This is a genomic window from Pseudomonas sp. H1h (assembly GCF_000633255.1).
Lineage (GTDB): Bacteria > Pseudomonadota > Gammaproteobacteria > Pseudomonadales > Pseudomonadaceae > Aquipseudomonas.
The window spans coordinates 14,404-39,625 of the sequence record NZ_AYMJ01000016.1 but is presented as its reverse complement, the minus strand read 5'-3'; the positions used below and the strand labels follow the sequence as shown (position 1 = coordinate 39,625).

Annotated in this window: 22 protein-coding genes; 9 read left to right on the top strand and 13 right to left on the bottom strand. The window is 59.9% G+C overall.

The features are described from left to right. The first annotated feature begins 2 nt into the window (after positions 1 to 2). Positions 3 to 773, top strand: a complete 771-nt coding sequence (gene hisF, locus U862_RS0113810) for an imidazole glycerol phosphate synthase subunit HisF (protein WP_007909211.1) — start codon at positions 3 to 5, stop codon at positions 771 to 773. Between the two features lie 73 nt (positions 774 to 846). Continuing rightward, positions 847 to 1,602, top strand: a complete 756-nt coding sequence (locus tag U862_RS0113805; RefSeq protein ID WP_025110932.1) for an ABC transporter substrate-binding protein — start codon at positions 847 to 849, stop codon at positions 1,600 to 1,602. On the opposite strand, the gene U862_RS0113800 is transcribed toward U862_RS0113805, so the two are convergent. The 5 genes from U862_RS0113800 to gpmI form a co-directional block, all read right to left on the bottom strand. After that, the gene (locus tag U862_RS0113800; protein ID WP_025110931.1) at positions 1,583 to 2,953 is read right to left on the bottom strand and encodes a Vps62-related protein; all 1,371 of its coding nucleotides are present in this window, start codon (positions 2,951 to 2,953) and stop codon (positions 1,583 to 1,585) included. The genes U862_RS0113805 and U862_RS0113800 overlap by 20 nt on opposite strands. Positions 2,954 to 3,070: 117 nt before the next feature. Then, on the bottom strand, positions 3,071 to 3,847 hold the full coding sequence (locus U862_RS0113795; RefSeq protein ID WP_025110930.1) for a divergent polysaccharide deacetylase family protein: 777 nt from the start codon (positions 3,845 to 3,847) through the stop codon (positions 3,071 to 3,073). A 2-nt stretch (positions 3,848 to 3,849) separates the two neighbouring features. Further along, on the bottom strand, positions 3,850 to 5,169 hold the full coding sequence (locus U862_RS0113790) for a S41 family peptidase (protein WP_025110929.1): 1,320 nt from the start codon (positions 5,167 to 5,169) through the stop codon (positions 3,850 to 3,852). A 31-nt stretch (positions 5,170 to 5,200) separates the two neighbouring features. Next, the gene (locus U862_RS0113785; protein WP_025110928.1) at positions 5,201 to 6,487 is read right to left on the bottom strand and encodes a murein hydrolase activator EnvC; all 1,287 of its coding nucleotides are present in this window, start codon (positions 6,485 to 6,487) and stop codon (positions 5,201 to 5,203) included. Between the two features lie 244 nt (positions 6,488 to 6,731). Then, complete coding sequence (gene gpmI / locus U862_RS0113780) at positions 6,732 to 8,261, bottom strand: 2,3-bisphosphoglycerate-independent phosphoglycerate mutase (RefSeq protein ID WP_025110927.1); 1,530 nt, start codon at positions 8,259 to 8,261, stop codon at positions 6,732 to 6,734. Positions 8,262 to 8,414: 153 nt separating this feature from the next. Here gpmI and U862_RS0113775 point away from each other — a divergent pair, with 153 nt between their 5' ends. Genes U862_RS0113775 through secB form a run of 3 tightly spaced genes read left to right on the top strand, consistent with a single transcriptional unit; the run spans position 8,415 to position 9,627 of the window. After that, complete coding sequence (locus U862_RS0113775) at positions 8,415 to 8,828, top strand: rhodanese-like domain-containing protein (RefSeq protein ID WP_025110926.1); 414 nt, start codon at positions 8,415 to 8,417, stop codon at positions 8,826 to 8,828. A gap of 1 nt (position 8,829) precedes the next feature. After that, positions 8,830 to 9,084, top strand: a complete 255-nt coding sequence (gene grxC, locus U862_RS0113770) for a glutaredoxin 3 (protein WP_025110925.1) — start codon at positions 8,830 to 8,832, stop codon at positions 9,082 to 9,084. Between the two features lie 57 nt (positions 9,085 to 9,141). After that, on the top strand, positions 9,142 to 9,627 hold the full coding sequence (gene secB / locus U862_RS0113765; RefSeq protein WP_025110924.1) for a protein-export chaperone SecB: 486 nt from the start codon (positions 9,142 to 9,144) through the stop codon (positions 9,625 to 9,627). Positions 9,628 to 9,758: 131 nt separating this feature from the next. Here secB and U862_RS0113760 read toward each other — a convergent pair whose 3' ends face one another. Then, the gene (locus tag U862_RS0113760; RefSeq protein ID WP_003220777.1) at positions 9,759 to 10,214 is read right to left on the bottom strand and encodes a tRNA (cytidine(34)-2'-O)-methyltransferase; all 456 of its coding nucleotides are present in this window, start codon (positions 10,212 to 10,214) and stop codon (positions 9,759 to 9,761) included. On the opposite strand from U862_RS0113760, the gene U862_RS0113755 reads away from it, so the two are divergent. Then, on the top strand, positions 10,213 to 10,653 hold the full coding sequence (locus U862_RS0113755) for a hypothetical protein (RefSeq protein WP_025110923.1): 441 nt from the start codon (positions 10,213 to 10,215) through the stop codon (positions 10,651 to 10,653). The genes U862_RS0113760 and U862_RS0113755 overlap by 2 nt on opposite strands. Positions 10,654 to 11,214: 561 nt before the next feature. On the opposite strand, the gene ntrC is transcribed toward U862_RS0113755, so the two are convergent. The 6 genes from ntrC to glnA form a co-directional block, all read right to left on the bottom strand. Further along, positions 11,215 to 12,651 (bottom strand): nitrogen regulation protein NR(I), encoded by a 1,437-nt coding sequence (gene ntrC / locus U862_RS0113745; protein ID WP_007961729.1) that lies wholly within the window; start codon positions 12,649 to 12,651, stop codon positions 11,215 to 11,217. After that, positions 12,648 to 13,733 (bottom strand): nitrogen regulation protein NR(II), encoded by a 1,086-nt coding sequence (gene glnL / locus U862_RS0113740; RefSeq protein ID WP_007961730.1) that lies wholly within the window; start codon positions 13,731 to 13,733, stop codon positions 12,648 to 12,650. Before glnL ends, ntrC begins: the two co-directional genes overlap by 4 nt. 230 nt (positions 13,734 to 13,963) lie before the next feature. Continuing rightward, the gene (locus tag U862_RS0113735; protein ID WP_025110922.1) at positions 13,964 to 14,581 is read right to left on the bottom strand and encodes a DUF4124 domain-containing protein; all 618 of its coding nucleotides are present in this window, start codon (positions 14,579 to 14,581) and stop codon (positions 13,964 to 13,966) included. Further along, on the bottom strand, positions 14,578 to 15,090 hold the full coding sequence (locus tag U862_RS0113730; RefSeq protein WP_025110921.1) for a DUF4124 domain-containing protein: 513 nt from the start codon (positions 15,088 to 15,090) through the stop codon (positions 14,578 to 14,580). The genes U862_RS0113735 and U862_RS0113730 overlap by 4 nt, the downstream gene beginning before the upstream one ends. A gap of 103 nt (positions 15,091 to 15,193) precedes the next feature. Beyond that, on the bottom strand, positions 15,194 to 16,537 hold the full coding sequence (locus U862_RS0113725; RefSeq protein ID WP_025110920.1) for a toxin-antitoxin system YwqK family antitoxin: 1,344 nt from the start codon (positions 16,535 to 16,537) through the stop codon (positions 15,194 to 15,196). A 127-nt stretch (positions 16,538 to 16,664) separates the two neighbouring features. Further along, positions 16,665 to 18,071, bottom strand: a complete 1,407-nt coding sequence (gene glnA / locus U862_RS0113720) for a glutamate--ammonia ligase (protein ID WP_003220788.1) — start codon at positions 18,069 to 18,071, stop codon at positions 16,665 to 16,667. A 328-nt stretch (positions 18,072 to 18,399) separates the two neighbouring features. Between glnA and thiI the strand changes: the two genes are divergently transcribed. Together thiI and typA are read left to right on the top strand one after the other, a co-directional pair. Next, positions 18,400 to 19,854, top strand: a complete 1,455-nt coding sequence (gene thiI / locus U862_RS0113715; protein ID WP_025110919.1) for a tRNA uracil 4-sulfurtransferase ThiI — start codon at positions 18,400 to 18,402, stop codon at positions 19,852 to 19,854. A gap of 139 nt (positions 19,855 to 19,993) precedes the next feature. Further along, positions 19,994 to 21,814 carry a translational GTPase TypA gene (gene typA / locus U862_RS0113710; protein ID WP_003220792.1) on the top strand — a complete coding sequence of 607 codons (1,821 nt, stop codon included), beginning with the start codon at positions 19,994 to 19,996 and terminating at the stop codon, positions 21,812 to 21,814. A gap of 228 nt (positions 21,815 to 22,042) precedes the next feature. Here the strand turns inward: typA and U862_RS0113705 are convergent, their stop codons facing one another. Then, positions 22,043 to 22,480, bottom strand: coding sequence for a YkgJ family cysteine cluster protein (locus U862_RS0113705; RefSeq protein ID WP_025110918.1), 438 nt, complete (start codon positions 22,478 to 22,480; stop codon positions 22,043 to 22,045). A gap of 257 nt (positions 22,481 to 22,737) precedes the next feature. Between U862_RS0113705 and U862_RS0113700 the strand changes: the two genes are divergently transcribed. Further along, positions 22,738 to 25,188 (top strand): glycogen/starch/alpha-glucan phosphorylase, encoded by a 2,451-nt coding sequence (locus U862_RS0113700; RefSeq protein WP_025110917.1) that lies wholly within the window; start codon positions 22,738 to 22,740, stop codon positions 25,186 to 25,188. The last annotated feature ends 34 nt before the right edge of the window (positions 25,189 to 25,222 follow it).

Sequence of the window (25,222 nt, the reverse complement as noted above, 5' to 3'; positions counted from 1 at the left end):
CCATGGCGCTGGCCAAACGCATCATCCCTTGCCTGGACGTGGACAACGGCCGGGTCGTCAAAGGTGTGAAGTTCGAGAACATCCGCGACGCCGGTGACCCGGTGGAAATCGCCCGTCGTTATGACGAGCAGGGTGCCGACGAGATTACCTTTCTCGACATCACTGCCAGCGTCGATGGCCGCGACACCACGCTGCATACCGTCGAGCGCATGGCCAGCCAGGTGTTCATCCCGCTGACCGTCGGCGGTGGCGTGCGGACCGTGCAGGACATCCGCAACCTGCTCAATGCCGGTGCGGACAAGGTGTCGATCAACACCGCCGCAGTGTTCAACCCTGAGTTTGTCGGCGAAGCCGCGCAGCATTTCGGCTCGCAGTGCATCGTCGTCGCTATCGACGCGAAGAAGGTTTCCGGCCCGGGCGAAACTCCGCGTTGGGAAATCTTCACCCACGGCGGACGCAAGCCGACCGGTCTTGATGCGGTCGAGTGGGCGAAGAAGATGGAAGGCCTGGGAGCCGGTGAGATTCTGCTGACCAGCATGGATCAGGACGGCATGAAGAACGGCTTCGACCTAGGTGTGACCCGCGCCATCAGCGATGCGCTGGGCATTCCGGTAATCGCTTCTGGCGGTGTCGGCAACCTGCAGCACTTGGCTGACGGCATCCTCGAAGGTCACGCCAGCGCAGTGCTCGCCGCAAGTATTTTTCACTTCGGCGAATACACCGTGCAGGAAGCGAAAGCGTATATGGCCAAACGCGGCATCGTGATGCGCTAATCCGTACAGGCCAGTGGACAGCATGGCGTACCCAAGGCACTCTTGGGCACGCCATGGATTCCGGTAGCCCGACATGATCAAACGCCTGCTTCTTGTTCTCGCCAGTGCTTCTTTGCTGTTGCTCAACACAGCGCGGGCCGAAAACAGTCCCGACACCGATCTGGTGCTCCTCACCGAAAACTTCCCGCCCTACAACATGGCGAAAGACGGCAAGAACTTCGCCAAGGGTGAGAACATCAATGGCATCGCCACCGACATCGTGCGCGAGATGTTCAAGCGTGCGGGGCTCACCTACAGCCTGACATTGCGTTTCCCATGGGAGCGGGTCTACAAGCTGGCGCTGGAAAACCCCGGCTACGGCGCATTCGTGATGGCGCGCCTGCCGGATCGCGAGAATCTATTCAAATGGGTCGGCCCGATCGGTCCCGACGACTGGATCATGTTGGCCAGGGCCGACAGCAAGATCACTCTCGAAACCCTCAACGATGCACGCAAATACAAGATCGGCGCCTATAAGGGCGATGCGATTGCCGAGACGCTGGCCAAGCAAGGTTTGAAGCCGCTGGTTGTTCTGCGTGATCAGGACAACGCGAAAAAACTGGTCAACGGCCAGATCGACCTGTGGGCCACTGGCGATCCTGCCGGGCGTTATCTGGCGCGGCAGGATGGAGTCACCGGTCTCAAGACCGTGTTGCGCTTCAACAGCGCCGAACTGTTTCTGGCACTGAACAAAGACGTGCCGGACGCTGTGGTCGCCAAGTTGCAGGCGGCGCTGGATCAGATGCGCAAGGACGGCGTTGTCGACGACATCATGTCGCGCTATCTGTAACGGTTGCTATCTGTAGCTCAGGTTGTGCAGCGGTGACTGGCTCATCCGTTTCATTGGCGATCGTGGTGAGTGGCGCTGCCATCGCCTGCAGCGAAGGGGCGAGGACCTGAGGCTCCTCGGGCGTGTGCTCACTGATATGCAGACTGGTGCCATCGGTATAGCTGAGACCGCTGGTGACTGTTGTGCCATCTGCACGCAGCAGACTGTAATCACATTGAATCAGGTAGACCGCCACCGTTCTGTTTTTCGGCGCGAACGCGATGATCTCCATGGGAGTGGAATTGAACCACTCGTTTGAGTGGGATTTGCTCTGAGTAAAAACAACTTCAAGCTGCGCCGAGAATGCCATCGCCGTTGGCATGCTGGATTTCCATTGACCTTCAAACGCTACCGAAGTCGCTCTAGCGAAAATCAAGAGGCTGGCAGGAGCCTGTACGCGTGGCGCCGTCCACCTGAACGTCCTGCTCGCTGACGCTGGATTATGTTGATGGCCGACAAGCAGATACCGGTCAGTTCTTTGCAGAAGATAAAAGGGCGATGAGCGCAGTTGTTCGAGAGGCGTGAGCAACGGGTCTTTTATGGTGAACCAAGGCAGTTTGGCGGTATGGGTGGACGCGCCCGGTTCGCTCGGTGGTATGGGGCCGCTCAATGTTGGCGCCACTGGGCGGGCGTTCATCTCCAGCGGGATCGGCATGCGTAATGAATAGGCTGGAGAATTCTCGGGCCTGGCGTAGCCGTTTTCACTTATCGCGATACCGGGTGCAAGGTGAATTTCACCGGGCGCAGCCACCGGAGGCGCGATGCTCCAAACGCTGACACTTTGTTTTGCGCCACTGCCCCTGTCGTTCCAGATCAGCTCATTGACGTTCGAGGCAATGACCAGGTCGGCGCGGACGCAGCGAACGGCGTTAAGTGAAGGTTTTTCGTGATCATTGGAGCAGACAGAACCCAAAGCCACGTAGCCCTCCGGAGCAATGGGCCTCCAGATAGCCCCGTCCTTTCTGGATTTTGTGCCTGTGTCTTTCCAGATCAACTCGAAGTCGTCGGGTCGACTCAATGCCTTGCCCTTGGCGGGATCCGAGCTGGCGATCTCCGCCTCGCAAACCACGACAGCCACAGCGCCGGCGTGATTGATGTTGTCGAATCCGGCAGCGATCACATCGCCCAACGGAAAATAGCCCGGCAACACATCCGGTGCTGGGGTCGGGCGCCAGAAGGCAGCGGGTTTCGCCCGTGAGCCGGCGCTGTCCCAGATCCGGTGAAATTCCGTGGTGAAGTTGATCAGCAAATTATCATGCTTGATGGCCTGCATTTGCCCGGTCGGGCTAGCGGCGTTGTCGTGAATAGTCATCGTCAGTCCTGATAGTGAAAGGTGACTCATGGGAGTCGCGACCCGTTGCAGGTCTTACTATCCGGATGTGTGTCAGGCTTCTGGCGGTAACTATGTAATCAATGTCGTGACACGGTATTACCGATATACACCGTCTTTTCCATGGCCAGCCATGGCGCGATTGCTGCGCACGCTGATCATCTGCTTGATGTCGATCCACTCGATACCCTGAGCCTTGAGCTTCGGCAGTTCGCGCTCCAGCACGGCCAGCGTCTGCGGGTACGGGTGGCCTATCATCACTGCCGAACCTTGCTTGCGCGCCAGGCTGATTGCCGTCTGCAACTGGGTGTAGATTGCCGCTTCAGTGCGCTCGTCATCGAGGAAGACGTCCCGCGAGACGCTCGCCAGATCGATCTTCTGGGCCTGCTGCGCGGCGACGGTTTGTGCGCTGGTGCGGCTGTCGACGAAGAATTTGTGACGGCGCTGCAACTCGCCCATCAGCCAGGCCATCGCCACCGGTTGCGCGGTCATGCGGCTGCCCATGTGGTTATTGATGCCGGCGGTGTAGGGGACTCTTTTGAACGCCGCATCGAGGCGTTTTTCCAGCTCATCGAGGGGCAGGTCGGGGTGCCAGGCGTACGGGCCAGTGGCCGGGTCCATGGGCATGTGCAGGATTACGATCTTGCCGGCACGATGAGCCTCGCGGGCGAATTCGGTGGCGTGCGGGGTGTCGGGCATGATCGCCGTCGTCACCGGGCCGGGCAGGGCCAGCACGCGGCGATCCCGGGGCAGGTTCTGCCCCAGGTCATCGATGATCAGTGTCAGGTAGGCTTTGTGCGGCGTTGAGCCGGCGGGTTCTGCATGAGCAGCACCCGCCAGACAGCACAGCAGGACGAAGAGCCAACGCAAAGGCATCCTCAACGGCCGGAGGTGATGCTCAGGCCTTTGAGCAGGCTCAGGGCCTGGGCCAGTTGGTAATCGTCATCCTGCGGCATGGCCTTGGCCTTGGCGCCGGAACCGGACGGCTTGTCCGCGCCGCCGTTGCCGTTGCCGAGGTGACCTTGCAGATCGGCTTCCTTGAAGTAGTCGCCGTCCGCCTCGTTGGTGATCTTGGCCTTGCGCACTTCGATGTCCGGGACGATGCCCTGGGCCTGGATCGAGCGGCCATTGGGCGTGAAATACAGCGCCGTGGTGATCTTCAGCGCGCGGTCGTTGTTCAGCGGCAGCACGGTTTGCACCGAGCCTTTGCCGAAACTGGTGGTGCCCATGACCACGGCGCGTTTCTGATCCTGCAGGGCGCCGGCGACGATTTCCGAAGCCGAGGCGCTGCCACCGTTGATCAGCACGACCATCGGCACCGCTTCGCTTTCGTCCTTGCCGGTGGCAGAGAAGCGCAGCTCGGAGTTGGCGATCCGGCCTTTGGTGTAGACGATCAGGCCTTTCTTGATGAAGTGGTCGACCACTTCCACCGCCGCTTGCAGCACCCCGCCCGGGTTGTTGCGCAGGTCGAGAATGATGCCGTTGAGTTTCTTGCCGTTGTCCTTGCGCAGCTTGGCCAGGGCCTTGGAGACTTCTTCGCCGGTCTTGACCTGGAACTGGGTGATGCGGATGTAGCCATAGCCCGATTCCAGCAGCTGTGCCTTGACGCTCTTCACTTGAATCACGGCGCGAGCCAGGGTCACGTCGAACGGCGTTCCGCCGTCACGGACCAGGGTCAGGGTGATTTTCTGGCCGATCTTGCCGCGCATCTTGTCCACGGCTTCGGTCATGGTCTGGCCACGAGTCGGTTGGCCGTTGATCTTGACGATGAAGTCACCGGCCTGGATGCCCGCCTTCGATGCAGGCGTGTCGTCGATCGGCGACACGACTTTGATGAAGCCGTCTTCGGAACCGACTTCAATGCCCAGGCCGCCGAATTCGCCGCTGGTGCTTTCCTGCAGCTCGGTGAAGTCTTCAGGGCCCAGGTACGCAGAGTGCGGGTCGAGGTTGCTGAGCATGCCCTTGATTGCGTTTTCCAGCAGGGTCTTGTCGTCCACCGGCTCGACATAGGCGGCCTTGATCCGATCCATCACCTCGGCAAAGGTGCGCAACTCTTCCAGCGGCAGCGGTGCCTTGGCGGTCGCGGCAGTGCCTGCCGGAGCGACAGCCGGGGCCGGTTGAGCAGCGAACGCCAGAGGCGCGCCGATCACCAGGGCGATCGTCAGGGCCAGCGAGGTAAGGCGGGACAAATGCAGCATGTCGAACGAACTCCTGAATTAGGCGACGCGCTTATCCTTGCGCGTGACACCATTGCGCCGGATCACTCGGGTGACCCTGCTGACGAATTGCGAAATACAGCGCTGGTGTGTCCTGACCGCCACTGTTACCCACAGTGGAAATCGACTCACCGGCTTTTACTACGTCACCGGCCGACTTGAGCAGCGTCTGGTTGTGACCGTAAAGACTCAGATAACCATTGCCGTGATCGAGGATCACCAGCAGCCCGGCACCGCGCAACCAGTCGGCGAACACCACACGCCCGCCGTGTACGGCATGCACCTGGCTGCCGGCGGCGGCGCTGATCATCACGCCATCCCACTTGGTGCGGGCATCGTCGCCACGGCTTTCGCCGAAGCGTGCCAGCAGTCGACCATCAACCGGCCACGGAAGTTTTCCCCGGGTTGCAGCAAAAGGGCCACCAAAGGTCTCGCCGCTGCTGGACACCAGCGCGCCTGGCGTTGACTTGACCGGTTTTCGTGGGGCGTCGCTGGTATCAGCCTGCGCCTCACGCAAGCGCTTTTTTTCCGCTTCCTGCTGGGCGATCAGCGCTTTCTGCCGCGCTTCTTCTGCCTCACGGGCCTGGCGGGCCAGGGTTTCTTCAATGGTTTTAAGGACTTTAGACAGGTCTGCCTGATCCTGCTCGCGGGCGGCCAGTTTCTGGTCGCGGGCTTTCACGTCATCGTTGAGCTTGGCGAGGACCTGCTGGCGCTCCTTGCGGACTTTTTCCAACTCGTCGCGCTGGGTGTCGAGGCTGCTTTTCTGCACCAGCAATTGTGCTTGCTGCATGGCGATGTCTTTTTCGACATTGGCCAGTTGGCGCAGGGTCTCGTTGAAGTTCTTCAACTGCTCCAGGCGGGCCTGGCTCAGGTAATCGTAATAGGTGAGGGTGCGGGCGAATTTCTCGGGATTCTGCTGGTTGAGCAGCAGCTTGAGGTATTCCTGACGGCCGTTCTGGTAGGCCGCGCGGGCCTGGATGGCGATCAGTCGCTGTTGTTCAGTGCGCGCGCTCTGGAGTTTTTTTTTCTCTGCATCGAGCCGCTGTAGCTCGGATTCGCTTTTCTTCAGCTCTTTTTGCAGGGCATCGACCTGCTTCTCGAGCTTGCCCATCTCGGTTTCAGTGCCCTTGAGCTCTTTCTGCACGCCGGACTTTTCTTCCTGCAGCTTGCCCAGCAGCTTTTTCAGCTCGGCAATGTCCTGACGCGTGGCATCCAACTGCTGTTGGGTTTGCGCGCGCTCGTCAGCGAAGGCCGGTTGGAGCAGGCAGGTCAGAGCGAGGGCGATCAGGACGCGGAGCATAGAGGCGGGCGGCACCAGGGTAAGGGACGGGCCTAGTATGCCCGCCCGACGCTGCAAAAAAAACGCCCAATTGGGCTTGTGTGATAACTGGAGCAGATTCGGTAATAAAAATAGCGCAAAACCAATGTGGGAGCGGGCTTGCTCGCGAATGCGGGGGGTCAGTCAACATCAACGTTGCTGATACTCCGCCTTCGCGAGCACGCCCGCTCCCACAGGGTTTTGCGGTGATTTGGCGATTCGGGGGTTACACCAGAATCGAGGTGCCAGTCATTTCTGCCGGTTTTTCCAGGCCCAGCAGCATCAGCATGGTCGGAGCCACGTCCGCCAGTACGCCGCCTTCACGGACCTTGAGGTCACGCTTGCCGACATAAATGAACGGCACCGGCTCGGTGGTGTGCGCGGTGTGAGCCTGGCCGGTGGAGGCGTCGGACATTTGCTCGACGTTGCCGTGGTCAGCGGTGATGAGCGCTTCGCCGCCGACCTTTTCCAGGGCCTCGACGATGCGCCCGACGCAGGTGTCCAGGCATTCCACGGCCTTCACCGCAGCGTCGAACACGCCGCTGTGGCCGACCATGTCGCCGTTGGCGTAGTTGACCACGATCACGTCGTAGCGCTGGTTTTCGATGGCATCGACGATGCGGTCGGTGACTTGCGGTGCGCTCATTTCCGGTTGCAGGTCGTAGGTGGCGACTTTTGGCGATGGGATCAGGATGCGCTCTTCGCCCGGGAACGGTTCTTCACGGCCGCCGGAGAAGAAGAAGGTCACGTGGGCGTACTTCTCGGTTTCAGCAATGCGCAGCTGAGTCTTGCCGTTCTTCGCCAGGTAGTCGCCGAGCACGTTTTCCAGGCTGCCGGCGGCGAAGGCCGATGGCGCCGGGATGCTGGCGGCGTATTGGGTCAGCATGACGAAACCGGCCAGTTTTGGCTGGCGCGCACGCTCGAACTCCTTGAAACCGTCTTCGACGAACGCGCGGGTCAGCTCGCGGGCGCGGTCGGCGCGGAAGTTCATGAACACCACGGCGTCGCCGTCTTCAACCTTGACCGGCTCGCCGATGGTGGTGGCTTTGACGAATTCGTCGCTCTCGCCACGGGCGTAGGCGGCGTCGAGGCCTTCCTGCGCAGTCGCGGCGTTGAACTCGGCGTTGCCGTCGACGATCAGGTTGTAGGCCTGGGATACGCGGTCCCAGCGGTTGTCACGGTCCATCGCGTAGTAGCGGCCGACGATGCTGGCGATGCGGCCCTTGCCGAGTGCCTGGAAGGTCGCGTCGAGCAGTTCGATCGACGAAGTGGCGCTTTTCGGCGGGGTGTCGCGGCCGTCAAGGAAGGCGTGCAGGTAGATTTTTTCGGCGCCGCGCTTGAACGCCAGTTCGGCCATGGCGATCAGGTGATCCTGGTGGCTGTGCACGCCGCCATCCGACAGCAGGCCCATGAAATGTACCGCTTTGCCGGCAGCCACGGCTTTATCCACAGCGGCGCATATGGTCGGGTTCTCGAAGAACTCGCCGTCGCGGATCGCTTTGGTCACGCGAGTGAAGTCCTGATACACCACGCGACCGGCGCCAAGGTTCATGTGGCCGACTTCGGAGTTGCCCATCTGGCCGTCCGGCAGGCCGACGTCCATGCCGCTGCCCGAGATCAAGCCGTTCGGCACGCTGGCCCACAGGCGATCGAGTACGGGCTTGTTCGCCGCATACACGGCATTGGATTCGTGGCTGTCACTGTGACCGAAGCCGTCGAGAATCATCAGGACCAAAGGTTTAGGCGTGGTAGTCATGGAATCCACTCGTGGCTAATAAAGAAGAGGGCGATGGAAAAGGGAGTGGCAGTTTAATGCGAAGTTCCTGCGGCGTCACCGCCGGACGGGGTTTGGCCCACCATGGCTGCTGTGTATACTGGCCGACATTTTAACGCCCTGGAACCTCCTTCGATGGTTGCTCACCTGATTGAATTTGCCACTAACCACTACATTCTTGTCGGTATCTTCGTCGTACTGCTGGCTCTGTTGCTTGCCCACACGATGCAGGGCGGCGGTAAAAGCCTGAGCACCGGCGAGCTGACCGCACTGGTCAACAAAGAAGCAGGCGTGGTGGTGGACATCCGTCCAACGAAGGATTTCGCTGCCGGCCACATCGTTGGCGCGGTGAACATTCCCCAGGACAAACTGGCTGCGCGCATCGGCGAACTGGAAAAGCACAAGGCCAAGACCATCATTCTGGTCGATGCCCTGGGCCAGACCGCCGGCACCCACGCCCGCGAACTGATGAAATCCGGCTTCACCGCCGCCAAGCTGTCCGGCGGGATCTCCAGCTGGAAAGGCGACAACCTGCCACTGGTGAAGTGATATGAGCGAAGTTATCGTCTACTCCAGCGATTACTGCCCTTACTGCTCGCGAGCCAAATACCTGCTCGAGAACAAAGGCGTGGCCTTCAAAGAGATCAAGGTCGATGGCAAGCCGCAGGTGCGCGCCGAAATGACCCAGAAAGCCGGGCGCACGTCCGTGCCGCAGATCTGGATCGGCAGCCAGCACATTGGCGGTTGTGATGATTTGTATGCCCTGGAGCGCGCCGGCAAGCTCGACGCGCTGCTCAAGGCCTGAACGGCTGCACCCACGTACAGCAATCCCTAAAAGACCCAAGATCAGAAAGGATCTGAGATGACTGACCAACAGAACACTGCAGCCAGCGAAGAAGAAACCGCACCGCAATTCTCCTTGCAGCGCATCTACGTTCGCGACCTGTCCTTCGAAGCCCCGAAAAGCCCGGCGATCTTCCGCCAGCAGTGGGACCCGACCGTCGGTCTGGATCTGAACACACGCCAGAAAGAACTGGAAGGCGATTTCTACGAAGTCGTGCTGACCCTGTCCGTTACCGTGAAAAACGGCGACGAAGTGGCCTTCATCGCTGAAGTGCAACAGGCCGGTATCTTCCTGATCAAGAACCTGGACGCGGCTTCGATGAGCCACACTCTGGGGGCGTTCTGCCCGAACATCCTGTTCCCGTACGCTCGCGAAACCCTGGACAGCCTGGTGACCCGTGGTTCGTTCCCGGCCCTGATGCTGGCACCGGTGAACTTCGACGCCCTGTACGCGCAAGAGCTGCAGCGCATGCAGGCTGCTGGCGAGACGCCGACCGTTCAATAAATGATCTGAGCGTTGACGCAAGTCCAATGTGGGAGCGGGCTTGCTCGCGAAGGCGGTGTGTCAGGCGACATCAATGTCATCTGATACGCCGCCTTCGCGAGCAAGCCCGCTCCCACATTTGTTATGCGGCGTTATTTGAAGTCGTTCTGCCGCCACGCTTCGTACACGGCCACCGCCACGGTGTTGGACAGGTTCAGGCTGCGGCAGCCTTCACGCATCGGCAAGCGCAGGCGCTGTTCTGCCGGCAGGGCGTCCAGTACCTCCGGCGGCAGGCCACGGCTTTCCGGGCCGAAGATGAACGCATCGCCAGGGACGAACGCGGCATCGTGAAACGGCCGCGAGCCCTTGGTGGTAAAGGCGAATAAGCGTGGGTTGCCCAGGCTTTCCAGGCAACTGGCGAGATCGGCATGGCGTTGCAGCGTGGCATATTCGTGGTAGTCGAGACCGGCCCGGCGCAAGCGCTTGTCGTCCATCTCGAAACCCAGTGGTTCGATCAAATGCAGGTGGCAGCCACTGTTGGCGCACAGCCTGATAACGTTGCCGGTGTTCGGCGGAATTTCTGGTTGAAAAAGGATGACGTGAAACATGCACGGCTCCGAAGGTAAAGATGACGCGCATTCTACGCCGCAAGCGGACCCGCGTTCGAAACTATTCCCGCGGGTGATCGGTTCGCTGGCGATAGTCGGTTTGATGATCGGGTTGATGATCGGTCGCCTGACCACGCCGGATCCGAGCGTGCTGCAGCAGGTCGAAGTGACGCAAGACGGCCTGGTGGTCTGGTTCAACAACGAACCGAAGCTGCACGGTGAGATCATCGACGGCACCGTGGCGCTGCTGTTCCAGGCTGAAGGCCGCGCGCAAAAGGGCCAGCTCAAGCTCAACGGCAAGGACGTGAACTGGCGGACGCGAGTGAGTGATGGCGGGTTGTTGCTGACGGTGCTGGCGGCGCGGCCGCTGCAGGGTGACTGGGCCGCCAGCAAGGTCGATGACCGCTGGCGGCTGGAGATCCATCTCCGCGAGCAATAAAAGCGGGAATCCCCGGCCTGCCTGTACCAGGGTTCCCAAAACGGGGTGGACTTCGCTTTGCAGCGTCGGTCCGGTGTAAAGAGGGAACCCCCGGCCTGCCTGTACCAAGGATCCCAAAAGGGTGGGCGCATCGCGTTGTGTCGAGCGCCCGGTGTAAAGAGGGGAATCCCCGGCCTGCCTGTACCAAGGTCCCCGAAACGGGTGGTGAATCGAATCACCTGTAAGAACTACTGCAGGGGGCGTGCCAGGTTTTTATCTGGTGAAACAAAAAATTTGATCAGAAACACGAAAGCCCCGTTATCCGGGGCTTTCGTGTTTTTGATGCTGAGGTTTTTCAGCGTTTTTTTCTTGTGATCAGAACTGTAGGTTGTGCTCGGTTGCGGTTCAAAGTGCATTAAGGTGGTGCACAGAGAGCTAACTGTGAGAGCGGGCTTGCTCGCGAAGGCGTCGTGTCAGTCATCATTCCGTGCTATGACACGCCGCTTTCGCGAGCAAGCCCGCTCCCACACTGGATCTTTGGTGTTCACGTCATTTGTGTCTCACCGCAGACCTATAGGCTGTTTAGCCCTCATCCCCCTCATCATCATCCCCGCCATCGACCTTCATCCCCAGTTCCTTGATCTTGCGCGTCAGGGTGTTGCGCCCCCAACCCAGCAACACCGCCGCATCACGCCGGCGTCCGGCCGTATGTTTCAGGGCCGTCTCGATCATGATCCGCTCAAACGCCGGCACCGCGCTGTCGAGCAAACTCGACTGACCGCGCGCCAAGGCCTGGTCAGCCCACTGGCGCAGGGCCTGCTCCCAGTTGGTCACTGGCGCCGAGTCCTGTGGCAGGCTCAGCAGTTCCGGTGGCAGGTCACTGATGTGCACCTCGCGTCCGGAGGCCATTACGGTGATCCAGCGGCAAGTGTTCTCCAGCTGCCGCACGTTGCCCGGCCATGGCAGGTTCTTCAGGTATTCCTCGGTCTCGCTCTTGAGCAGCTTCGGCTCCACCGCCAGCTCTTGCGCGGCGCGGCTGAGGAAATGCTTGGCCAGGGTCGGAATGTCTTCACGCCGGTCCGACAGGCGCGGGATGTGGATGCGGATCACGTTGAGGCGGTGGAACAAGTCCTCACGGAATTTCCCGGCGTGCACCAGGGTTTCCAGATTCTGGTGGGTCGCGGCGATGATTCGCACGTCGACCTTGACCGGCACGTGCCCGCCAACCCGGTAGAACTCGCCGTCGGCCAGTACCCGCAGCAACCGGGTTTGCGTATCCGCCGGCATGTCGCCGATTTCATCGAGGAACAGTGTGCCGCCGTCAGCCTGTTCGAAACGTCCGCGCCGCAGGTTGGCGGCGCCGGTGAACGCGCCTTTCTCGTGGCCGAACAGCTCGGATTCCATCAGGTCCTTGGGAATCGCCGCCATGTTCAGCGCAATGAACGGCGAGGCCGCGCGCGGGCTGTGGCGGTGCAGGGCGTGGGCCACCAGCTCTTTACCGGTACCGGACTCGCCGTTGATCAGCACAGTGATGTTGGAGTGGCTCAAGCGGCCGATAGCGCGAAACACTTCCTGCATCGCCGGCGCTTCGCCGATGATCTCCGGGGTGCGGGTCAGTGCCGGCACCACTTCCAGGCCTTGCTGTTCCTGTGCGTGCTGATTGGCGCGCTTGACCAGCGATACCGCCTCGTCGACGTCGAAAGGCTTGGGCAGGTATTCGAAGGCACCGCCCTGATACGAGGCCACCGCGCTGTCCAGGTCGGAGTGAGCGGTCATGATGATCACTGGCAACCGTGGGTGCTGCTCGCGAATGCGCGCCAGCAGGTCGAGGCCACTGGCGCCTGGCATGCGGATATCGGAAATGATCACATCAGGCTGCTGACGGGCCAGACGACTCATCACGCCATCGGCGCTGTCGAAGCTCTGGGTGGTCATGCCTTCCTGCTGCAAGGCTTTTTCCAGAACCCAACGGATAGAACGGTCGTCATCGACGATCCACACGGTTTCACTACGGCTCATGTCGATGTGGCTCCTTGTTCCAGTGGCAGAAAGATCGAGAACGTGGTGTGGCCGGGGTGGCTGTCACACTCGATCAGGCCCTGGTGCTGGCTGATGATGTTCTGGGTGATGGCCAGGCCCAGCCCGGTACCGTCCGGGCGGCCGCTGACCATGGGAAAAAAGATGGTTTCCTGTAGTTCCGCCGGGATCCCGGGGCCGTTGTCGATGATTTCGATCTTGGTCACCAGGCGATGGCGGACGTGGCCGATGGTGAACTGGCGCATGGTCCGGGTGCGCAGGCTGATGCGGCCCAGGCGCAGCTCGTTCTGGCTGCTGATCGCCTGCATCGCGTTACGCACGATGTTCAGCACGGCCTGAATCATTTGTTCGCGGTCGATCAATACGTCAGGAATGCTCGGGTCGTAATCGCGCACCAAGGTGATGCAGCCCTGACTTTCCGCTTCGACCAGTTGGCAGACACGTTCGAGCACTTCGTGGACGTTGCACAGGGCCAGCGAAGGCAGTTTGTTCGAACCGAGCATGCGGTCGACCAGATTGCGCAGGCGGTCGGCCTCTTCAATGATCACGTTGGTGTAGTCGCGCAGACTGTCTTCCGGCAGCTCGCGGGCCAGTAATTGCGCGGCGCCACGGATGCCGCCCAAAGGGTTCTTGATCTCGTGGGCGAGGCCGCGCACCAGCATCTTGCTGGTTTCCTGCTTGGACAGCTGCGCCTCCTCCTTGGTGATTCGCAGCAGGCGATCACGCGGGTGCACCTCCAGCAGGAGCATGGTCGCGCCGTTGCTGAGGATCGGCGTCACCGCGTAGTCCACGGTCAGGGTCTGGCCGGTGAGGGCGGTGAGCATCGCTTCGCGCTTGGTGAACGGGTGCGCCTGTTCGACCGCCTGGCGCAGCGAGTTGAGCGCCTCGGTGGATTCGGTGAACAGCTCACTGATGAACTGCCCATGGCTGCGCTGACCGCTGATGGCCAGCAGCATCTCGGCCGCCGGGTTCATGTACTCAAGGCGCAGTTCGGCGTCGAGCAGGATGGTGGCGGTGGTCAGGTTGTCGAGCAGCAAACGGTGGATTGCGTCGCTTATGGTCATCTGGACCCCTTTTGGAGCAAGGCGTGCGCGAGAACTAAGCGCTGATGCGAGGAAAATGCAAAAACCAAACCAAGGCTCCGAAAAGAAGCGCTCAACCCCTGAAACAGGCGTTTGACGCTCGTTTGCGTGGCGTCCTGCCAGGGCTGGCGGGTACTTTCGAACCAAAATGGGTTGGAATGTGGGTACGGTGCAGTCTGTTGCACCAATATAGTGCGCAAAGCTGAACGGCGTTAGAAGAAACGCAGGAAGGGGTTTTTCGGCTCTGGCGGTTTGTCTTTCAGCGGACATTCCGGGCGCACGCCGTAGTCCTCGCTGACGCAGGGTTTGACCTGGCGCTTCTGTGCCAGCGAGATGCGCAGCATGTGGAACGGCTGGTTGGCGGTGCGTTCGACGGTGCGACCCTGCTCATCAACGATTTCCACCGACAGGTTGTGGCTGCCCCGGTCGATGTTGCTCAGCGGGAATACCGGGCTCAGGCTCGGCTCGCCAGTGGCCTGTCCATCCAGTAGCAGGCGATAGCGATGGCCGTGTTGCAGGCCTGGTTCGCTGGTGACGCTGACGATCAATTCACCGGCGCTGCTGCGGATGGTCGCGTCGGGTTCGGGGATCAAAAGGCGCAGCATGTCGTAGTGAAACAGCGGTTGTTCCTGGGTTTTTTCTACAGCGCGGATCGGCTCAGCGGCGGTCGGGTTGGCCGACATGCGATTGCTGGTCGCGATGGGTACGCGCTTGGCGTTGCCGCGCGGCTGGTCGGTGTAGACGCGATTGCCCTGCGCGTCGACATAGGTGAAGACCTCGGCGTAAACGGGCAGGGCGAACAGGCACAGGATCAGCCAGAGGATCCTCATGGTTTGTGCACCCGCTGCACGGTGAACACCACCGTCGGACTCTGCTGAATGATCGCTTCGCCGTCGATCACCTGTACTGCCAGTCGATGCTCGCCGCGATCGACATTCACCAGTTGCAGGATCGGCACATTGCTCGGCTGGCCGTAAGGCGCGTCGTCCAATACCAGCCTTAATTGCTGCGGCGCCTGCAGGCGCGGTTTGATCAGCACGGTGACGGTGAAGGTGCCGTTGTTGGCGCGCAGGGCTTCTTCGGTGGGCAGGCCGGTGAGCTCGAGAATCTCATAGGGACTGCGTGCAGGCTGGCGATTGTCCGTGCCAGAGGGCGCTGGAGTGCTCGGTGCCTGTGGCTCGACGCTGTTGAGCGGCGGCAGCTCCACTGGCTGCGCCTGCACACCGTCCGGCGAATGATCGCTGTAGACCGTGTTGCCGTTGGCGTCGGTGTACTTGTAGATCTGCGCAGCGGCGGGCAGGGCAATCACCAGCAGGAGAAATAGAAGACCACGACCCATGGACTCGACCGATCAACAATGAGATTGGCTTGCAGCATAGGCCAAGGGCGGCGGTAAGCCCAAACGGGACAACATCCGCTCACACAAACCGCTCCCCGGATCTTTATCGTGAAGCGCCCGACTCAAGCAGGCTCTCACGCACGCCGGACAGGACGCCAGCCTTGTAATGCTCGATGTAGGTCAAAATGCCATTGGCGTCGGTATCGCGCAGCTCGCCGTCCTTCTTGCCTGCGACGAAGTTTACGGTCTGGGTATGGCCGTTCTCGGCCTTGAGTGTCCATGGGCCGTTTTGCAGGTCGTCGGTGTAGTTGCCGGTACCTGTTTTGGTTATCCACAGGCCTTGGCGCTTGTCGTCGACATAACTGCCGCGCTCGGTAACGCCGGCGATGGTCAGTTCGCTCTGGCCGTTGAGTTGTCCATGGGCATAGGTCTGGAATCCCGTGGCGACCCACTCCATCTCGTCGTAGTTGGAAAGCTGCCAGCGGCCCTCGCGCAAATCACTGTGGTATTCGCCGTCCAGCGTTTGCCCGTCCTGGTAAAGGCTCCATTGCCCCTCCCGTTTACCGTCTGCGAAATGACCGGACTCAGAATATTTCTCGTCTTTGGAAGTAGACCACGGACCGATACGCACGCCCTGTTTGTAGGCCCCTTGGGCTGAGATCGATTCAGCATCATAAGACACCGACTGGCCATCTTCCCCGCCAGTGAATTTCGCCGGTTCGGTTTCCCAGGCGATACGTCTGACCCGATAGTTGTACAGCGTGCGGTTACCTTCGACGAGCGTGGCGTCGAGCCAGCGCCAGAAGGTAACGGTGAGAAAGCGTCCGTCTTTTTCCTGATAGGTCTTCTTGAAAAAATACGGTTCGTCCTCTGGCGTTGGGTTGCTCAGTGGATCGTAGTACTGGCCGTAATAGCTCACCAGATTGCCTTGGCTGAAATCGAGCTGGTCGAACTCCGACACGCCGGACTCTTCATAGTAAAGGCGGTAGTTGAGCGGTGTGATTTGGCTCAGGGCCTTCTTGATGGTCAGTGCATCAAGGCGTTTCTGGCCTTCGGTGATGCGATCGAGCGCCGGCTGCAGGCGCGTGACACGGCTGTAGAGGTGATCGTAGGCGTCGTATTTGTAGGCGTAGATCTTGTAGCGATCGTTTTGCCGGAACAGCACGAAGCGGGTCGGATCCTCGCTGTCGAGTGACATGAGAAATACCGATTCGATCGAAGCCTGGCCGAAGTCATCCAGCAGTTGCGGGTTTGCCTCGGGCGTGTTGCAAGCGCAGTAGTAACCCTTCACACCGCTGGCTTCTTTGATAAATGCCAGAGTGGCAGAACTCTCCTGCAATCCCTGAATCAGCGGATGAGCCAGCGGTTTGTTTTCATAGAACTCGGCTGCGTTAACAGTCTGGCTGGCGAGGCCGGCCATCAGGGCCAGAGCCCATAACCACTTCATGCGAATCCCTTCGTCAAGGCGCCGGACGGGCGCTGAGGCGGCGGATTATCCATGGATGAGCGCGCACAAAAAAGGCCTCCCGAAGGAGGCCTCTTTTTGTCACGCCGCGTGCCGCAGCGCTACCGGATCAGCAGCTGTAGTACAGCTCATATTCCAGTGGGTGTACGAAAGTACGAACCTTGATTTCTTCTTCGGATTTCAGCGCGATGTAAGCGTCGATGAAGTCGTCGGAGAATACGCCGCCCTTGGTCAGGAACGCACGGCCCTTGTCCAGCTCTTCCAGGGCTTCTTTCAGGCTGCCGCAAACTTGTGGGATCTCTTTCGCCTCTTCAGGCGGCAGGTCGTACAGGTTTTTGTCAGCGGCATCGCCTGGGTGGATCTTGTTCTGGATACCGTCCAGGCCGGCCATCAGCAGTGCTGCGAAAGCCAGGTACGGGTTGGCAGCCGGATCCGGGAAGCGTGCTTCGATACGACGGCCGCGTGGGCTGTTGACGTAAGGAATACGGATCGAGGCGGAACGGTTGCGAGCCGAGTAGGCCAGCATTACCGGCGCTTCGAAACCTGGCACCAGACGCTTGTAGGAGTTGGTGGCCGGGTTGGTGAAGCCGTTCAGGGCCTTACCGTGCTTGATGATACCGCCGATGAAGTACAGGGCGGTTTCGGACAGGCCGGCATAGCCTTCGCCCGCGAAGGTGTTCTTGCCGTCTTTGGCGATGGACATGTGCACGTGCATGCCCGAGCCGTTGTCGCCGTACAGTGGCTTCGGCATGAAGGTCGCAGTGCGGCCGTAAGCGTCGGCAACGTTGTGTACAACGTATTTCAGAGTCTGAACTTCGTCAGCTTTCTTCACCAGGGTGTTGAACTTGACACCAATTTCGTTCTGACCGGCAGTCGCCACTTCGTGGTGGTGAACTTCAACGGTCTGGCCCATCTCTTCCAGTGCGTTGCACATGGCAGTACGGATTTCGTGATCGTGGTCGAACGGCGGAACCGGGAAGTAGCCGCCTTTGATACCAGGACGGTGGCCTTTGTTGCCGCCTTCGATGTCCTGGTCGGACATCCACGAGCCTTGTTCGGAGTAGATCTTGAACATCGAGCCGGAGATGTCCGACTTGAACTTCACTTCGTCGAAGATGAAGAATTCTGGTTCTGGACCGGCGAAGACGGTGTCACCGATACCGGTGGTCTTCAGGTATTCCTCGGCGCGGTGAGCGATGGCGCGCGGGTCGCGATCGTAACCTTGCATGGTCGACGGTTCGATGATGTCGCAGACCAGGATCAGGGTCGCGTCTTCGGTGAACGGATCGAGCACGGCGGTATCGTCGTCCGGCAGCAGGATCATGTCGGAGGCTTCGATGCCCTTCCAGCCAGCGATGGAGGAACCGTCGAACATCTTGCCGACTTCGAAGAAGTCGTCTTCCAGCGCATCGCGAGCCGGCATGGTCACGTGGTGCTGAGTGCCTTTGGTGTCCGTGAAGCGCAGATCAATCCACTTGACGTCATGATCTTTGATGAGTTGAACCGACTTCGACATAGTGTCCTCCGGGTGGCTTAGGGCTTGGTAGTGGATGCCCTTAATATGGGTGATGCCGGCGCAGATACTCTGCCAAGGCAACCTGCCTCACAAGGGAGCAAATTGCATGCCAGTGCCCCACCATGGGTTTTTTGCCCCAAATTCACGCTTGCAGCGGGGCAAAGCGCAATAAAGGGGAAAATCTCGCCCCTTAATGTAGCGTGCAAATCTGAAAATGACCCGTTTTGGTGCATGACAAACCTTCTGCATATTAACTGGTTAAACCTTGAGCAATTTCCGCTATAATCCGCGCCCCCCTTTTTCGGCTGGCCCTGCGCGCGCTGTTTTCATGAAACTAATCGTAAAAGTCTTCCCCGAGATCACCATCAAAAGCCGCCCTGTCCGGATGCGTTTCATCCGCCAGTTGGCCAAGAACATCCGCGCCGTGCTCCGCGATCTGGACCCGGCCGTGGTGGTGAACGGTGTGTGGGACAATCTCGAGCTGGAAACCCGCGTTACCGACCCCAAAGCCTTGAAAGAGATGGGCGAGCGCCTGGTCTGCACCCCGGGCGTTGCGCATTTTCTGCAGATCGACGAGTACCCGCTGGGTGACTTCGACGACATCACCGAGAAGTGCAAACAGCACTACGGCGATGAGCTGGCCGGGAAGATTTTCTCGGTGCGCTGCAAGCGTGCAGGCAAACACCCGTTCAGCTCGATGGACGTTGAAAAATACGTCGGCAGCAAGCTGCGTCGTGAGTGCGGGGCGGCCGGAATCGACCTCAAGGCACCGGAAATCGAAGTTCGCATTGAAGTTCGCGACCAACGGTTGTTTGTCATCCACAGCCAGCACAACGGCATCGGCGGTTACCCGCTCGGCGCCCTGGAGCAGACGCTGGTACTGATGTCCGGCGGCTTTGACTCGACGGTTGCGGCCTACCAGATCATGCGCCGTGGCCTGATGGCGCATTTCTGCTTCTTCAATCTGGGCGGTCGTGCCCATGAATTGGGCGTGATGGAAGTCGCGCATTTCATCTGGAAGAAGTACGGCAGCTCGCAACGCGTGCTATTTGTCAGTGTTCCGTTCGAAGAAGTGTTGGGCGAAATTCTCGGCAAAGTCGATAACAGTCATATGGGCGTCGTATTGAAGCGTATGATGTTGCGCGCGTCCTCCGCCATTGCCGACCGCCTGCACATCGATGCACTGGTGACCGGCGAGGCGATCTCCCAGGTGTCGAGCCAGACCTTGCCGAACCTGTCGGTGATCGACTGCGTGACCGACAAGCTGGTCCTGCGCCCGCTGATCGTCGCGCACAAGCAGGACATCATCGACACGGCCAACGAGATCGGCACCGCCGATTTCGCCCGGCACATGCCGGAATACTGCGGGGTCATTTCGGTCAATCCGAAGACTGCCGCCAAACGCTACCGCGTTGAGCACGAAGAGAAAGAATTCGACATGGCGGTCCTCGAGCGTGCGCTCGAAAACGCCAAACTGGTGCCGATCGATCGGGTGATCGACGAATTGGGCCAGGATTTGCAGATCGAAGAAGTCGGCGAAGCACTGGCCGGTCAGATCGTCATCGACATCCGTCACCCGGATGCGGCCGAGGATGACCCGCTGGAGCTTGCCGGCATAGAAGTACAGACGATGCCGTTCTACGCAGTGAACGCTCGTTTCAAGGAGCTGGATCCGACTCGCCAGTACCTGCTGTATTGCGACAAAGGCGTGATGAGTCGCCTGCATGCTCACCATTTGCTCAGTGAGGGGCATGCCAATGTGCGCGTTTATCGACCGAGCTAAGTGCCCGGGGCTGTTTGCCTGTGGCCTGCGTCACCGGCCCCCCGACACCGCCGTCAAGCTGTAACGGCCATGCCGGACACTACTGTTAATCGCTGCCAAGACTTGTCAGCAAACCGAATCCTCTGATCGAGATACACAAGTGATCGAAAATCTACGTAACATCGCCATCATTGCCCACGTTGACCATGGTAAGACCACCCTGGTAGACAAACTCCTGCGTCAATCCGGCACTCTGGAGCGCAACGAGCTCAACGACGAGCGCGTGATGGACTCCAACGACCAGGAAAAAGAGCGCGGTATTACCATTCTGGCGAAAAACACCGCCATCAACTGGAACGGCTACCACATCAACATCGTGGACACCCCGGGCCACGCCGACTTCGGCGGCGAAGTTGAACGCGTAATGTCGATGGTTGACTCCGTTCTGCTGCTGGTTGACGCTCAAGACGGCCCTATGCCGCAAACCCGTTTCGTGACCAAGAAGGCTTTCGAAGCCGGCCTGCGTCCAATCGTGGTCATCAACAAGGTTGACCGTCCAGGCGCGCGTCCGGACTGGGTTCTGGACCAGATCTTCGACCTGTTCGACAACCTCGGTGCAACCGAAGAACAACTGGACTTCCAGGTTGTTTACGCCTCGGCCCTGAACGGCATTGCCGGTCTGGATCACACCGCCATGGCTGAAGACATGACCCCGCTGTACCAAGCGGTAGTCGACCACGTTCCGCCTCCGGCCGTTGACCGTGACGGTCCGTTCCAGATGCAGATCTCCGCACTGGACTACAACAGCTTCCTGGGTGTTATCGGTGTTGGCCGTATCGCTCGTGGTCGCGTCAAGCCGAACACCCCGGTTGTCGCTATCAGCGCCGACGGCAAGCGCCGCAACGGTCGTATCCTGAAGCTGATGGGTCACCACGGTCTGCACCGCATCGACGTTGAAGAGGCAGCGGCCGGCGACATCGTCTGCATCAGCGGTTTCGACGAGCTGTTCATCTCCGACACCCTGTGCGACATCAACACCGTCGAGGCGATGAAGCCTCTGACCGTTGACGAGCCAACCGTTTCCATGACCTTCCAGGTAAACGACTCGCCATTCTGCGGTAAAGAAGGCAAGTTCGTGACCTCCCGTAACATCAAGGATCGTCTGGACAAAGAGCTGCTGTACAACGTTGCACTGCGCGTTGAAGAAGGCGACTCGGCTGACAAGTTCAAGGTCTCCGGCCGCGGTGAGCTGCACCTCTCGGTACTGATCGAAACCATGCGTCGCGAAGGCTTCGAGCTGGCCCTGGGCCGTCCTGAAGTGATCATCCGTGAAGTTGACGGCGTGAAGCAGGAACCGTTCGAAAACGTGACCATCGACATCCCTGAAGAATCGCAGGGCAAGGTCATGGAAGAGATGGGTCTGCGTAAAGGCGACCTGAGCAACATGGTGCCGGATGGCAAGGGCCGTGTTCGTCTGGAATACAACATCCCTGCTCGCGGTCTGATCGGTTTCCGTAACCAGTTCCTGACCCTGACCAACGGTGCTGGCATCCTGACCTCGATCTTCGATCGTTACGCTCCAGTGAAGTCGGGCCACATGTCCGGCCGTCAGAACGGCGTTCTGGTTTCGGTTGAAACCGGCAAGGCACTGACCTACTCCCTGGAAACCCTGCAGGCTCGTGGCAAGCTGTTCGTAGAACACGGCCAGGAGATCTACAACGGTCAGATCGTTGGTCAGAACAGCCGCGACAACGACCTGGGTGTAAACCCGACCAAAGGCAAGAAGCTCGACAACATGCGTGCTTCGGGTAAAGACGAAACCATCGCTCTGGTCCCACCTGTTCGCTTCACCCTGGAACAGGCTCTGGAATACATCCAGGAAGACGAGCTGTGCGAAGTTACGCCTAAGTCCATCCGTCTTCGCAAGAAGATCCTGGACGAAAGCGAGCGTACCCGCGCTGCCAAGAAAGCCAAGGCGTAATTTAGCCCGAGCTTGAAAAAACGCCCCCGGTCGCGAGACCGGGGGCGTTTTTGTTTGTCTGGGGTTTAACTGAGGTTTGTGCGGTGTTTGTGCTGGCCTCTTCGCGAGCAAGCCCGCTCCCACAAGAGTTCGATGGCATACACAAGATTTGTGTTCACCGAGAATCTACTGTGGGAGCGAGCCTGCTCGCGAAGGCGGCCGATCAGCCGCCGAAAATCTCAAGGCAGATCAAAACTTCTCGATTGCCCGGAAATTCTGCACACGCTCGACTTCTTTCGGCTTGTACGCGCAATACCCCGGGCGCGGCCCGATCTTCGGGTGATTGCGGCAGGTGTCGGGGCGCTTGTCATAAATGGTGCACAGGCGGCTCTTACGATCCAGGTAGTAGCAATCGTTGTTGCTCATGCGCTGCAAGGTGAAGATCCCCGACTTCTGGTTGAAGCGCTCGACCAGCCCTTCCTTTTGCAGGCGCTTGGCGATGTTCTTCGGCGGGTCGCCCAGCTCGAACTCGTCGACCACACCGATGCGCACCAGGTCCTTGATCTTGACCTCGACCGGCAGCGTGCAGCAGCTCGACATGCAGGAACCGCACATCGGGGCCGAATATTTGGCCCACGTATCGAGACGGTCGATCTCGGCAGCGGCAATCAGGTTGGGCTTCATCATCGGGAATTACCAGGCGTGTGCATCAGGGCGCGCGATCATACCGGGACTGGTGGATTTTTGAACAACCTTTCGCCAGATTTTTGCAAATGTCGCTCAACTGGCCGGCAGTACGGCACGGCCCCTGCATTCATTAGCCCACTCGCCAAGGTAATGCCGGGCGATCTCACCGTCTCAGGAAAAACTGCCGAACCTGCGCCTCTACCGTCGGTCAGACCGTCTAGGCTCAGACAATTCCCCGCTCGCTCGAGGTCCTATCGATGACTCAAGAACCACTAGTTCGCGAAGCAGAGGTGGCCGCATTCCGCGACGCCGTCCTGACCAAACTCACCTACGCGGTGGGCAAAGACCCGGATCACGCCTTCGACCATGACTGGTTCGAGGCCATCGCCCTGGCGGCGCGTGATCACATGGTCGAACACTGGATGGACCACACCCGGCAGATCTACCGCAAAGGCCAGAAGCGGGTGTATTACCTCTCGCTGGAATTTCTCATTGGCCGCTTGCTCTACGACAGCCTGAGCAACCTCGGCCTGCTCGACGTCGCCCGTGAAGCGCTGACCGAGCTGGGTGTCGATCTTGAGCGCATCCGCTTATTGGAGCCGGATGCGGCACTGGGCAACGGTGGCCTCGGGCGTCTGGCGGCGTGCTTCATGGAAAGCATGTCGACCCTCGGCATCGCCGGTCACGGCTACGGCATTCGTTATGAACACGGGCTGTTCCGCCAGGCCATCGTCGATGGCTGGCAGCAGGAACAAACCGAACACTGGCTGGATTTCGGCAACCCTTGGGAATTCGAGCGGCCGGAAGTCGTTTACACCATCGGTTTCGGCGGCAGTGTCGAAACCGTCACCGACGTTTCCGGCAAGTCCAAACAAGTCTGGTCGCCGGCAGAAACCGTGCGGGCAATTGCCTACGACACGCCAGTCGTCGGTTGGCGCGGGGCCAGCGTGAACACCTTGCGCCTCTGGCGGGCGCGGGCCATGGAAGACCTGCACCTGGAACGCTTCAACGCCGGTGACCACTTGGGTGCCGTCGCCGAAGTGGCCCGGGCCGAAAGTATTTCCCGCGTGCTTTACCCGGCCGACAGTACCGAAGCCGGGCAGGAGCTGCGCCTGCGTCAGGAATACTTCTTCGTCGCCGCCTCCCTGCAGGATTTGCTGCGCCGCCATCGCAACATGCACACCTCGGTGCTGACCCTGGGCGATCACGCGGCGATTCAGCTCAACGACACCCACCCCTCGATCGCCGTCGCCGAACTGATGCGGCAACTGGTCGATGTCTACGACGTGGCCTGGGATGCGGCGTGGCAAGTCACCGTCGACACACTGTCGTACACCAACCACACGCTGCTGCCCGAAGCGCTGGAAACCTGGCCGGTCGGCTTGATGGAGCGCATGCTGCCGCGGCACATGCAGATCATCTATCTGATCAACGCCCAGCACATCGATTCGCTGCGGGCCAAGGGTATTCATGACTTCGACGTATTGCGCGCGGTGTCGCTGATCGAAGAGGACAACGGTCGTCGGGTACGCATGGGCAACCTCGCGTTTCTCGGTTCGCACAGCGTCAACGGCGTGTCCGGGCTGCACACGCAGCTGATGCGCAAGACTGTATTTGCCGAACTGCACAAGCTCTACCCGGAGCGGATCAACAACAAAACCAACGGCATCACCTTCCGGCGCTGGCTGTATCAGGCGAACTCTGAGTTGACCTCGATGCTGGTCGATGCGCTGGGGCCGGACCTGCTGGACAACCCCGAAGAGCGCTTGCTCGATCTACAGCCGTTCGCCGAGAAACCCGCGTTCCGCAAAGCCTTCGCCGAGCAGCGCCTGCACAGCAAAAAGGCTCTGGCCTATCTGATTCACGAGCGGCTGGGGATCGCGGTCAATCCGGCTGCGATGTTTGATGTGCAGGTCAAACGGATCCACGAATACAAACGTCAGTTGCTCAACCTGATGCACACCGTGGCGCTGTATCAGGCGATTCGCGCCGAGCCTGAGGTCGACTGGGTGCCCCGGGTGAAGATCTTCGCCGGCAAGGCGGCTGCCAGTTATCACCAGGCCAAACTGATCATCAAACTGACGAACGACATTGCTCGGGTGGTGAATAACGACCCGACCGTGCGCGGCCTGCTCAAAGTGGTGTTTTTGCCCAACTACAACGTCAGCCTGGCCGAGAGCATCATTCCGGCGGCGGACTTGTCCGAGCAGATTTCCACTGCCGGGTTCGAAGCCTCGGGCACCAGCAACATGAAGTTCGGCCTCAACGGCGCGCTGACTATTGGCACCCTCGATGGCGCCAACGTGGAAATGTGTGAGCGCATCGGTGCGGAACACATGTTCATTTTCGGTCTCAGCGCGCAGCAGGTTGAAGCGCGCAAGCAGAACTACGAATTCAGCGCCGCGCCGGATATCGCCGCGTCTCATCGTCTGAACGATGTGCTGCAAGCGATTCGCAGCGGCGTGTTCTCGCCGGACGATACGTCGCGTTATACCGGGCTGATCGATTCGTTGGTGGACTACGACCGCTTCCTGGTCTGCGCCGACTTTGACTCCTACTGGGAAGCGCAAAAACGCGTCGACGCGCACTGGCACGACTCCAACAATTGGTGGCGCTCGGCAGTGCTCAACACGGCGCGGATGGGCTGGTTCTCCTCCGACCGGACCATTCGCGAGTACGCCACCGACATCTGGAAGGCACTGGAGTAATTTTCTGCAACAAATATGCGCAAGGCCCAACGTT